The organism is Paenibacillus sp. FSL R5-0623 (assembly GCF_037974265.1).
Lineage (GTDB): Bacteria > Bacillota > Bacilli > Paenibacillales > Paenibacillaceae > Paenibacillus.
This window is the reverse complement of the sequence record NZ_CP150233.1, coordinates 6,602,945-6,614,897: the sequence shown is the minus strand read 5'-3', so window position 1 is coordinate 6,614,897 and position 11,953 is coordinate 6,602,945. Positions and strand designations below refer to the sequence as shown.

Below are 11,953 nucleotides of genomic sequence, written 5' to 3'. Positions count from 1 at the left end.
TGTTATTTAACCAAATTAACGTTGCAAAAAGCCATCCAGTTACCCCATCTTCCGCCCAAGCTGCTCAATCTTATCCAGCCAATTCTTCCTCTGTTCCTCGGACTTCTTCCCCACTTGATCTACGGTTGTTATCCGCACAGGTTTGATGCCAGTGAGTCCAAATGTGGATATTTTCATCATTTTGTGTGCGGGCTCACCTTGGAACCATTTGAAGTACCAGCTAGGACCATCCATCGTGGTGATCATGCGAGCGGTGCGGCCTTTGAGCAACTGATCCGGGAAAGGTTTGCCTTTTTGGTACTTGAATGCGTAACCTGGCATGAAGATTCGGTCAACGAATCCTTTCAGCAGCGCAGGCGGTCCGCCCCACCAAATCGGGAATACCCATACGAGATGCTCTGCCCATTTAATCGCCTCTTGTGCTTCTAACAAGTCCGGTTCAAGCGGCAGTTTATTACGATAGCCTCCCTCTAAATTCATGTTGAATTCCAGTTCGTTCAGGGTGATCATGCGAACCGCGGCACCTGCCTGCACAGCGCCTTTACGATAAGCTTCGGTGAGTGCGCCGTTGTAACTGGGGGAGACGGGATTGCCTTGAATAATTAATATTTTTTTCATGGAAGATGACACGTCCTGACTATTTTAGTTAATGAACACTAACCTCATGTGCAAAAAGAAAAGGTCACGTATGACCCGATAATCCATTCGTATATCCTGATGGGATGTTGACGATTCTCTTTAGAAGTTATTCAACAAGTCCGTTTTTGATTACAAATCATGCCTAGCGGCATCATCCGCATCGAAGATGGGATTCAGCCGAAATAAGCGGAAACTTACGAAGGTTGTTTCCTTCGGAAACAATGTAGTTGCTCACGCCGTTTTCCCTACGCTCCGCTACTCCATTTCTAGCTTCATCCCATTTCCATCGTTACTCCTGGGGTACCTGCCCCAACATCGATGCAAGTCGGTGAACCGTTTCCCCCGTATAAGGTACCAACAGCTCCGGTAGCTCACCTTGCATACTGGAGACCGCCATGCGTGTAATTGCACCGATGACCAGAACGGCTGTGAGCCGTGAATCCTGCTGAGGCAGTTCGCCACGCATCATTCCCTGATCGATCAGATCCATTAACGCATCCAATGGCTGACGGTAATCCTCGCTGCTTCCAGCTTCAATGAATATTTCATGATTCTGTGAAATCAGCAGCAGTCCGTAGGGATCTTCATCATGCAGATGGAGAACCTCGGTAACCAGTTGCTTGAAGCGATCCAACACGGGACCTTCCCGGCGAACATACCCGTCAATCAGTGCAGTATAGTCCGCGCAGTATTGGGTGAAGGCTTCCAGAGCAACGGCATCCTTGTTTTTAAAATGTTTGTAGATCGCCGCATCGGTTACTCCGGCGGCGTCACCGATCTCTTTGACGGATATGCCGTCAACGCCTTTGGTTGCGAACAAGCGCATCGCCGCTTGTAGGATATCTTTCTTTTTACTATCCACATGAGATTTGTTCTTCATGATTGTATAGTAAGTGATTACTAACCAAAATGCAACAAGCACTTTTGAAACTCTAAATGGAGACGCTGAATAAGCGCTTACGACCAAAGCTTGCAGGCTTGTGAACAGCAACGTATGATGAATAGAAATCAACATCGGAGCAGCAGGGAGAACGAAATGGATGGTGGGTAGCGTGAACGAAGAGATGGATGCATACAGCTGGGTGACGCCTGAAGGAATGCTGAATGATCACTATATAACAAGCCGCGAACCGTTGTATAAAGGAATGAACGGACGATATGTGGAGCGATTCACTGTTTCTACTGGTGTGAGTTATATTTTTAAACCGCTGACGAATCCTGCACAGCATGGACGGGAACGATGGATGTACGAGCGTGTGATGTCTGGCTTACCGCCAATCTATCCGCAGCTCATTGCAGCGTCGGACCCTACCATTACACCGGCACAGAGTTGGATGATCTACGAGGATCTGGGGCAACTGGTGCATGATTCACAAGAAGCGACGGTGCTCGGCGCAACCGCACATATGGCAACATGGCATGCATTGTCTGTCACGGATTGGAACGGACTGCCTCGCGTGGGCCAGAAACCGTCCATTCGCACGATGTTGGATGAGTTACAAATGCACAGACAGTCTACGGATGAACTGTTATCCAGGCTGGATATGCAGCTGTCCGAACCCGATTGGGACAAGATCTCCAGGTTGATCGTCACAGCTGAGGAGCAACTTCCAACCGTTTTGTGTCACGGAGACCTGCATCCAGGTAACATGGCTGAGGTGGACGGCAGACTGGTCATCTTGGATTGGGAGCATGCCCATCTGAATACGCCGCTGTGGGATGTAGTTCATCTGGTGGATCTCTCGCATCCGCTATTTCCCAGAACGGTTACGCCGGCCCTGCGAGAGCGGGTTATGGATGTTTATTTGGACAAGCTGGGGAGCCTGGGCGTACAGATTGAACGGATTTCTTTTGCAGAATGGTACGACGCATATGCTATTGTATTCTCGCTCTGGATGCTGCATTTGATTGATGGCGATCTGAGGAGTGATGAATGTGTGTGGCCGAAGGAACAGTTGCGTAACCAGTGGCATGAGACGGCAGCGACGCTGGAACAGTGCATGAAGCACATGGGTGAGGAATAGAAATGAGGGGTGAGAAGCTTGCGTAAAGTCGGACTTGTTATGCGTAAAATTCAATTCACGGAAGCTCAGGGGCCACGCGTATTTGCGGATCGGCTGAAGCAGATTGGTCTGGAGTTGGGCGTGGATATCGTGTTCATCTCGCCGGAGCGTCATGTCAGCGGATACGACTGGTTGCCGGGTTATGAGCATGAGAAAGGTGACCTGGTGAACTACGATATCGTGCTGGACCAGATTCATAGCCAAAATATAGAGCATGTCATCTACACCGTATCCGGGTTTACGTTTTTGAAGATGTTTTTACCAAAGAGTGTATTGTTTCCGCACAGTTTCCCCGATCCCGCGCTAACGGGATATGAGATGATGAAGCCATTTTATACGATGGTGGATAAAGCAATTGTACAGACCGAGTTTTTGAAAACAGAGCTGGGCCGCAATTTCGGCGTACATGACGTGAACGTCATCCCGATTGGCTTCAGCGAAGAGCTGGCGAACCGGCACTATGACCCGAGTCAGGTTGTGCATAATCGGGTGCTCTGGATCGGTCGGGATGAAGCGAACCGTCGCCCGGACCTGGTCCTGGAATATGCGAGGCAGAACCCGGATAAGGAAGTGTACATGGTGTTCGGCGGTGTACGCTATAAGGAAACCATGAAGAAGTACGACATTCCTGCCAACGTGAAGCTGAAGTTTGCGCTCACACAGGATGAGATATTTACGTTGATGAACTCATCCAAGGTGTATTGGAACTGTTCGGCCTTTGATACGTTTGCGATGCCGCTGACGGAAGCGATGGCGATGGGCAAAATGGTCGTGAAACCGGAGCATGCTTGCTACGGTCACATTCGATCCACACATGCCTTTGCAGGCAACGAGGATAACTGGTTTGAACTGGTGAACATGGCTGCGGCCGCGCCGCGCAGTGTGTCAGAAGACAACCGGGAGTATGCGTTTGGTGCTTTTTCGCGCACGAAGATGAAAGAAGGGTACAGTCACTTTTTCTCAGATTGGTTGAAGTAACGTAAGGTCTGTAACAAAGGGCTTGATCCATCCAGCGACAGGAGGGGAACCTTATGGAAGTACTGATCTTGTGGACATTGGGAATGTGGGCGGTGCAGCTGCTGATTGAATGGTTTATCTACCGGTTACAAGGACGCCGAATGACGTGGGTACAATATATATTGCCATGTGTGGCCTTGCTCGGCGGTGCCGTTGTAATCATGATCAGCATCGATATTGGCGGGTGGAACGGCATCGGATATGCCCTGCTCGGCGCATCACTGGGTACCTCGGGAATGTTAACACTCATTACGGTGGCAATCAGGGATGTAATGCTTCGGCGACAGGGCAGGAATTAAGCGTAAAAATGAAACTAATATACAGTAAGCTTTGAATTGGGCGATGGGCTGGTTGCAGGAACGCATTCGTCTGTGATATATTGACATTAATTATGACAGGGGAGGTGAAGACAGGTGAATCACGAGATGCTTAACAACCGTATTAGCCAGCTGCCGATTGCTATGGCTGGCATTGTTCATACTTTTCTGACCAACGGGAGAAGTCTGTCCAATTTTGAATATACGGAAGTTAACATTTGCGAGAAGATGCCTGCCTTGACCTCATTCGGACGATAAGCGATATTGCTTGAATTCTGAAGGGCCGCGGAGCTAACCTCCTGCGGCTCTTTTTGTGTTGCGGTCAGGATCTTCCATACCATAGGAGGAACCTTATTATGATGATGATTAGCGCGCAACAACTGACTCAATACCACGGGGCACATCTGGTGCTGGACGGCATTACGTTTGAAATTATGGAAGGTGACAAGGTCGCCCTGATCGGCCGCAACGGAAGCGGCAAAACCACACTTATGCGCCTGATGGCAAGACTGAACAAGCCGGATGAAGGGCAATTGATGATCAAGAAAGATACACGAATGGGATATGTGGCGCAGGTTCCAGAAGGATTGGATGACCATACCGTACTGGATGTACTGAGTCTTGGATTCAAGGAGCTCATGGTATGTTCCACGCAAATGAAGGAAATGGAGCAGCAGATGTCCGATCCGGCATGTGCAGCAGACCCTAATCAATTGGAGCGCCTGCTGAAACGCTACGCGGCACTGCAAGACCAGTTCGAGCGTGAGGGTGGATACGAAATGGATGCCCGGATCGATCAGGTGGCGGACGGTTTGGATATCGCCAAGGCACACTATGGTTGGCGCTTTGGTTCCCTGTCTGGTGGGGAGCAGACTCGGGTGGTTCTGGCTTCACAGCTAATCGTAAGACCCGATTTGTTATTGCTGGATGAGCCGACAAACCATCTCGATCTGGAGCGGGTCGAGTGGCTGGAAGGATTTTTACGTGAATACCCCGGCACCATTGTCCTGATCTCGCATGATCGCTATTTTCTGGATCGGGTCGTGAATAGAACACTGGAGCTGGAGGATGGAGAAGCAGAAACGTCTGCTGGCGGTTATACGGAATATATGAAAGTGAAGGAACAACGGCTGTTACAGCAATTCGAGGAGTTCAAGGAGCAGCAGAAGGTTATCAAGAAAATGAAGGAAACGATCCGCCAGCTGGAGGAGTGGGGCAGAATTGGTGGGAATGAAAAGTTCTTCAGACGGGCGGCTTCGATGCGTAAAGCAATCGAGCGGATGGAACAGGTGAAGCGTCCTGTACTGGAGCGCCGCAATGCCGAGTTCGATGTGCGTCCTACGGATCGAACGGGTAAGCGGGTAGCTGTATTGGAGCAGGTCGAGAAGAGCTATGGTGAGCGTGAAATCCTGCGCGGAATCTCGGGTCTGCTGGAATATGGAGATAAAATTGCACTCATTGGCCGCAATGGCTCAGGCAAGACGACCCTGTTCAAGCTGTTGCTTGGTGACGAGGAGCCCAATGCGGGCAAGTTGGAGTGGGGGGCACGTGTGGATGTCGGGTATCTGGCTCAACAGGAGGAACCCACGAATCCAAAGCTGAACGTACTTGAATACTTCCGTCTGGAAGCGGGTGTGGAGGAAGGCGAGGCTCGCGGGATTCTGGCCCGATATCTGTTCTATGGCGCGGATGTATTCCGCTCTGTCGGGCAATTATCTGGCGGGGAATGGACGCGCCTGCGTTTGGCTCTGCTGGTGCAACGCAAACCCAATGTACTGCTGCTCGATGAGCCAACCAACCATCTGGATATCGCATCGAGAGAAGCGTTGGAAGAGTCGTTGGTTGATTTTGAAGGAACCGTACTTGCCATCTCGCATGATCGGTACTTCGTCAATCGCCTCGCTTCCCGTGTCTGGGAGCTGGAGGAAGGACAGATGACCGCTTATCTGGGAGACTATGAGGCGTATCGTGAGAAGAAGCTTGATATGCAAGCTCGTGCGGCGGCGACAACTCAGGCTACAGCAGGCGTGGGCGTTTCCTCTCGTGGGAACGCCAAGTCAGAGTTGAAGTCAGGTTTAACGTCTGTGCCCGGCGGGACTGCCAGATCAGGGAAGAAAACAGAAACAAACTCGACAATGAACGATTCCACTGTTGCAGCTACCGATGGAAGTCGAGATCATGAAGCTTCTACGGAATCAGGCAAGGCGTTGACTCCTTCCGCAGCAGCTGCATCGAAACACAGAAGTGGCAATGGCACCAAACCGTCTGCGGAGAAGCTGGAACAAACGTTAGCTCGTCTTGAGGCACAGATTCAGGTGCTGGATCAACAATTGGAAGTTGTGCAGAACAATCCGCTTGAACTGGAGCAAATCTGGAATGATCGCGAGCAATTGTCCGCTAAATATAATGATGTATTGGCCCAGTGGGCTGAGTTATAAGTCCGAATGGCATGAGCATAAGATGGAACAAACGAGGTCGGAGAATCTTCTCCGGCCTTTTAGAACTGAATTACATACCAAACGCGGAATCCACTTGTTAGCCTAGCTTCGTTGCATCATCATCAACAGTGCCTCGAACAGTACCTTTTATTACATGTCATGGTGAATAGAATCAATTTCATAACTCATTTAAAATGGAGTTTTGTAACTAGACATAGACAAATTAAACCATTTTAATATATGTCTAGCCTTGATTTGAAGCAGCTAAAGGTAATATGAAATGATTCACTAGTGTAACTTTTTTCCTTCTGATGCGTTAAATACGTTTGTATGAATTGAAACGGCTCACCTAAGAGCTCGCAAAAAGGGAGGTTATCGGTATCTATTATTCATTGACGTATCGGAGTTGGTCAGATGATCGACAGGCGGAGACGGGAGTGCTGGAACAGACTTCAGTCTCACGAGATGAACTGTTCATGCGCAAACTGGTGGATGCCACCCTGGTGAAAAATAAACTCTGGGCGCATCTGTCCAATGAATGCCAGGATGGGCGGGAACATGCTGTATATGTAACGGCGTATGACCAACAGATGCCGGATGAGTACGGTGCAGCTATTGCGGACGCTGCGCTGGCCATGTGCAAAATGTCTTCCATGTACAGCGCAGAGTATATGCTGTGGAATGGAAGTTCATTTCAGGAATTGGAACTCACAGTATCCTCCACCTATACGATGGAGCTTGCCGAACAACTGCTGGACCATTACATGGTTCGCGGTGGCAAGACGTATGAGTTCCTGTATTCCGTGCTGGATGCGGATCGTAAGAAAGTGTTGTTTTATATGAAAGAGGTGGATCTGTAATGAGTGACCAAGAGCGGGGGCAAGCATCAAAACCCGGATCAAAAGCAAAGCTGGTTGCTTTCTCCCTGATGCTGGCGGTTCCTGCCGTGTTATCCGGTTGTGGCAGCAACAATGATGAATGTGACCCGGAGTATGATACCGGATGTGAATATGATTCCAGCAGTGGGCACTACTACTATGGTGGGTCGTCGTATCGAAGCAATAAGGACAGTAACAGCTCCTATAGCAAATCCAAGTCCAAATCAAGCGGCTTCGGTAGCTTCTTCCGCAGTTCGGGAGGATAACCGGATGAGGCAAGTGGTTCAACTGCCGTTTAGTCACGAAGAGGTATTTCAGGGTGAAACGGAACAACAGATTCCATACCATCGAATGTATGGGAAGCAGTATTGTGTGCCTGCATTGACGGTCTATTCTCCCTCGGAGGTACAAGAGCTACGCACGGCAGCCGAGGCGGTAGACGGCATTTACTGTAAAGTGATGCGATTTATCCAGCAATATATGCCGGACTCCTTTTTGGAGCATCAGTTGGGTATCCATCCCGGGCTTATTCCGACGGCACGTATGGAGATGGTGACTGGAGGCATTACCCGTCAGGACTGGATTATTGGAGAAGCTGGGCCCAAGTGTATTGAAAATAATACGGACACTCCTACGGGTATACCGGAGGCTGCTGCGTTGGAAAATATCCTGGTGGGTCTTGCTGAGGATGCCGCGTTGACCGCACCATCTGCCGAGATGGATACACGTATTCGGGAGTGTTTCAGGATATGGCTCGAATTCTATGCAAACCAAGGATTGAAGGGTCCGGTGACATTCACTTCTTTTGGCGAACATGTCGAAGATCGAACAAATACGGAATACCTGATGAAACGTTGTCGGGAAGCGGGATACGAAGTCTTCTATGCTCCACTTGAGGAACTGGAGATTGTTCCGGGAGAGGCGCTTTACCATCGAGGGCGGGAGATTAACTTGCTGTATCGCCTTTATCCGCTGGAGTATCTGATCGATGATCGGGATGAGACGACAGGGGTGGACATTGGTGCTGCACTGCTTGAACTTGTACGTGAAGGGCGACTGGGCCTGATGAATCCCGTTCAGCATGTACTGATGCAGAGCAAAGGTTTCATGGCGGCAATCTGGTCACTTTACGAGCGTAACGAGCAAACCCCGGAATATTGCGGGTTTACCCTCTTTGATGAAGCAGAGATGGACGTGATTTCCCGATTTCTGCTGCCAACTTATTTTTCGGCTGAACCCTTCGAGCTGAACGTCATACCATATGTAGCCAAAAGCTATTGGGGGCGCGAAGGCAGAGGAACTCTTTTGCTGGATGGAGGAACGGACAATGCCCTTGGGAAGCAGGATATAGGACATCCTCTTAACGAGGCGCTGGAATCCAATTTTGCAACTGGGGAAACAGACGAGGATGAAGAGATTACAGCTTATTACGAAAACCAACCCAAAATCTATCAGCAGCTGGTTCCGATGGAACAGGCCGTGATCGAGACAGAAGATGGAGCGTACAGTGGTTATCTGCTTACAGGGGTGTTTGTTATCGGTGGGCGTTTGGCTGGGTTGCTGCCACGGGTCGGGGAGAAAGTAACCGGAGATATGGCCTATTATTGCGCGGCTACAGTTCGCGAACGGATGAATGATGAGGAGGAAAAGGAATGGAGAACTTGGGATTGAACTTGCTGAATGTTGCGGTGGGTATAGGCATTCTGCTGGTGGTATTGGTGTGTGGATATTTCGCTTTTAGCAGATTGACCCGGTATAACGATAGTGAGGAAATCGCCAAAGGTAACGAGGCGGCAGGCATGTATATGGGCAGCAAATTGCTAGGACTGTGTATTATCGTAGGCATGGTGTCTTTCTCGACGCATTCGTGGCTGGATATGCTGCTGTGGTCGGCGCTTGGAATTATTGTGTTGTGCCTGGTCTATATTATATTTGATTTCCTTACGCCTAAAATGCGAGTATGCGAAGAAATCGCACGAGGCAATATGGCAGTAGCACAGCTGCTGCGTTCGATTATCATCGGCGTTTCCATCGTCATTGGTACGTTTTTGATGTAAAATAAGACATCGTGTTTTATAGAGTTTACTATCAATGGGAAGAAGGAGCGCGGCATCATGAGAAGAGTCATCATCGATACAGATACAGCAGGAGACGATACGATTGCGATCCTGACGGCATTGCATCACTTTCAGGTGGAAGGCATCACCATTACGGGCGGTAACGTACAATTCGACCAGGAGGTTGAAAATGCCCTGTACACGGTACAGGTTGCTGGACATGGCGGCAAGGTGCCTGTATATAAAGGTTGCGAGCGTCCGCTAATGGCCTACGGAAAGGCTCAGCACCGCACAGTGGAAGATGTGCATGGCGATGACGGCATGGGCGGCGCGCATTTCCCAAAGGCGGATCAGCGTCCCGAGAGCGGGCATGCGGTTGATTTTATCATTGAGAAGGTGCATGCATATCCAGGTGAAATTGAACTTCTGGCGATTGCCCCGCTGACTAATATTGCGATGGCGATCCAGAAGGACCCTACGATTATTCCGGAGATTGCTCACCTGTACATCATGGGCGGAACGAATAATGCACTGGGCAATATCACACCGGCTGCGGAGTATAACTTCTACGTGGACCCGGAAGCAGCGAAAATTGTACTCCATGCAGGCATTCCGATTACGATGGTAGGCTGGGAGATGTGCACGCAATATTCAGTCATGGACGATGATGATCATGCAGAGATTGCGGCACTGGGTACATCCGGTGCTGATTTCTTTACCGCCATTAACAAAGTGGTTATGCAGTTCAACAAGTCGGTACATAAGCTGAATGGCACCACTCATCCCGATACGTTGCTGATGGCTGTTGCGGCAGATGAATCCATCATGACCAAGTCGGGTCAATATTATGTGGATGTGGAAGCGGCAGGAGAGCTAACACGTGGATACAGTGTAGTTGATATCAACGGACGTTTTGGCAAAGAGCCGAATGTATGTGTCTGTGAAGCCATTGATCGGCCCAAATTCAAATCCATGCTGCTGGACGTTCTCTCAGCGATCCAGTAAACGCAGGAATGTAACTACAGGAAAAAGAAGAAAATCCGTGCCTATCCCAGGTACGGATTTTTTATTGCCCATTTTTGGAATAACTACTTCACCTGTCGTAGTAAGTTGTGCTATACTTCAACTACTACGACAGATGAAGTAACGAGGAGGAGTATCTTTTGTGATCAGCAGTGACGTTATACGTGGCTACAATGATACGCTGATCCTCTACATGCTGCTCGAAGGGGAGTCGTACGGCTACGAGATTTCCAAGAACATCAGGCAGCTGACAGAGGAAAAGTACGTCATGAAGGAGACGACATTATACTCGGCCTTCACCCGATTGGAGAAGAACGGTTATATTGAATCGTTTTACCTGGATGAGAATAGTTTGGGAAAGCGTCGTACCTATTACCGGATTACGCCGCCCGGCCTCGACTATTACAGAGAAAAGTGTGAGGAATGGAAGGTTACGCAGGAGGTTGTTAATCTATTTATCAGGGAGTTGTGACGGAACATGGAGACAATTATGGTGTATCTGGAGAAGATGTTTGCTGGTCTACCGAAGACACCCGAGGTGGAGCATCTGAAGCAGGAGCTCCTTTCGGGGATGGAAGATAAGTACCTGGAGTTGAAGCGGGAAGGCAAGTCGGAGAATGAAGCCATCGGTATTGTGATCTCGGAATTCGGTAATATCGAGGAGCTAACTGCAGAACTCGGTATTCAACCAGTTAGTGCGGAAGAGGCAGCACCTGTGCTGACGGAAGAAGAAGCTTACGCATATACCACTGCCAAAAGAAATGCCGGATTTTGGATCGGGCTGGGTGTTTTATTGTGCGCGTCGGGTGTGGCGTTTCTGATTTTCATGGATACTTTATTTGAGAACTATGCCACTTCAGCTGCAAACCGTTCGGTGGAAACGGGGGCTGTACTGGGCCTGATCGGCATGTTCGTGCTGATTGCCATTGCGGTAGGCATGTTCATTCACAGTGGCATGAAGCTTGAACGTTTCAGTCATATGGAGAAGGGCTTCCAGCTTCCTTATACACTTAAAATGAGCATTCAGCATAGTCGGGAGAGCTTCGCTCTGACTTATCGTATAGCCATCATTACGGGTGTCTGCCTATGCATTCTGTCTCCTGTGTTTATTTTCGCAGCCTCCTCTATCAATGATAACTACGCCTCTTATGGTGTATCTGCCTTTATGGTTATGGCTGGGGTAGGAGCATTCCTGTTTGTATATTACGGTAATATTCAGGGGGCTTACACGAACTTGCTGGAGAAGCACCAGTTGACGGTAGAGAAGAAGCAAGAAGTAAAGGTTGTGAGAGCCGTGGAAGCGATTGTATGGCCGCTGGCGACAGCCATCTTCTTGTTCACAGGCTTTGTATATCAACGGTGGGATATCAATTGGGCCATATTCCCGATTACAGGCATTCTCTCCGGCAGCTTGAGCAATGTGTACCATATTATGAAAAGCAAAAATCCGTCCTGAGCAATGCTTTAGCTAGTAAAGCCCACTTGATCTATATTGATCAGGTGGGCTTTTTTTGCTCCATT

The 11,953-nt window shown here is 49.2% G+C and carries 14 protein-coding genes; 12 read left to right on the top strand and 2 right to left on the bottom strand.

The features are described from left to right. Positions 1 to 39: 39 nt before the first annotated feature. Positions 40 to 618 carry an NAD(P)H-dependent oxidoreductase gene (locus MKY92_RS28935; RefSeq protein WP_339298495.1) on the bottom strand — a complete coding sequence of 193 codons (579 nt, stop codon included), beginning with the start codon at positions 616 to 618 and terminating at the stop codon, positions 40 to 42. 310 nt (positions 619 to 928) lie between these two features. Beyond that, positions 929 to 1,519 (bottom strand): TetR/AcrR family transcriptional regulator, encoded by a 591-nt coding sequence (locus MKY92_RS28930; RefSeq protein ID WP_339298494.1) that lies wholly within the window; start codon positions 1,517 to 1,519, stop codon positions 929 to 931. A 160-nt stretch (positions 1,520 to 1,679) separates the two neighbouring features. Between MKY92_RS28930 and MKY92_RS28925 the strand changes: the two genes are divergently transcribed. From MKY92_RS28925 to MKY92_RS28870, 12 genes are all read left to right on the top strand, one after another. Next, complete coding sequence (locus tag MKY92_RS28925; protein ID WP_339298493.1) at positions 1,680 to 2,663, top strand: aminoglycoside phosphotransferase family protein; 984 nt, start codon at positions 1,680 to 1,682, stop codon at positions 2,661 to 2,663. Between the two features lie 18 nt (positions 2,664 to 2,681). Beyond that, a complete protein-coding gene (locus MKY92_RS28920; protein ID WP_339298492.1) occupies positions 2,682 to 3,680 on the top strand; it encodes a glycosyltransferase in 999 nt (332 codons plus the stop codon). 53 nt (positions 3,681 to 3,733) lie between these two features. Continuing rightward, positions 3,734 to 4,018, top strand: a complete 285-nt coding sequence (locus MKY92_RS28915; RefSeq protein ID WP_339298491.1) for a hypothetical protein — start codon at positions 3,734 to 3,736, stop codon at positions 4,016 to 4,018. Positions 4,019 to 4,132: 114 nt separating this feature from the next. After that, the gene (locus MKY92_RS28910; RefSeq protein WP_017691697.1) at positions 4,133 to 4,294 is read left to right on the top strand and encodes a hypothetical protein; all 162 of its coding nucleotides are present in this window, start codon (positions 4,133 to 4,135) and stop codon (positions 4,292 to 4,294) included. 98 nt (positions 4,295 to 4,392) lie between these two features. After that, positions 4,393 to 6,474 carry an ABC-F family ATP-binding cassette domain-containing protein gene (locus MKY92_RS28905; protein ID WP_339298490.1) on the top strand — a complete coding sequence of 694 codons (2,082 nt, stop codon included), beginning with the start codon at positions 4,393 to 4,395 and terminating at the stop codon, positions 6,472 to 6,474. Between the two features lie 392 nt (positions 6,475 to 6,866). Then, complete coding sequence (locus tag MKY92_RS28900; RefSeq protein ID WP_339298489.1) at positions 6,867 to 7,334, top strand: hypothetical protein; 468 nt, start codon at positions 6,867 to 6,869, stop codon at positions 7,332 to 7,334. Further along, on the top strand, positions 7,334 to 7,618 hold the full coding sequence (locus MKY92_RS28895) for a hypothetical protein (protein WP_036671603.1): 285 nt from the start codon (positions 7,334 to 7,336) through the stop codon (positions 7,616 to 7,618). Before MKY92_RS28900 ends, MKY92_RS28895 begins: the two co-directional genes overlap by 1 nt. Positions 7,619 to 7,622: 4 nt before the next feature. Beyond that, on the top strand, positions 7,623 to 9,023 hold the full coding sequence (locus MKY92_RS28890) for a glutathionylspermidine synthase family protein (protein WP_339298488.1): 1,401 nt from the start codon (positions 7,623 to 7,625) through the stop codon (positions 9,021 to 9,023). Next, the gene (locus MKY92_RS28885; protein ID WP_237177901.1) at positions 9,005 to 9,409 is read left to right on the top strand and encodes a DUF350 domain-containing protein; all 405 of its coding nucleotides are present in this window, start codon (positions 9,005 to 9,007) and stop codon (positions 9,407 to 9,409) included. The genes MKY92_RS28890 and MKY92_RS28885 overlap by 19 nt, the downstream gene beginning before the upstream one ends. Before the next feature lie 57 nt (positions 9,410 to 9,466). Beyond that, on the top strand, positions 9,467 to 10,414 hold the full coding sequence (locus MKY92_RS28880) for a nucleoside hydrolase (protein WP_339298487.1): 948 nt from the start codon (positions 9,467 to 9,469) through the stop codon (positions 10,412 to 10,414). A 160-nt stretch (positions 10,415 to 10,574) separates the two neighbouring features. Further along, positions 10,575 to 10,904, top strand: coding sequence for a PadR family transcriptional regulator (locus MKY92_RS28875; protein WP_017691704.1), 330 nt, complete (start codon positions 10,575 to 10,577; stop codon positions 10,902 to 10,904). Between the two features lie 6 nt (positions 10,905 to 10,910). Next, the gene (locus MKY92_RS28870) at positions 10,911 to 11,888 is read left to right on the top strand and encodes a permease prefix domain 1-containing protein (protein WP_339298486.1); all 978 of its coding nucleotides are present in this window, start codon (positions 10,911 to 10,913) and stop codon (positions 11,886 to 11,888) included. Positions 11,889 to 11,953 lie beyond the last annotated feature (65 nt).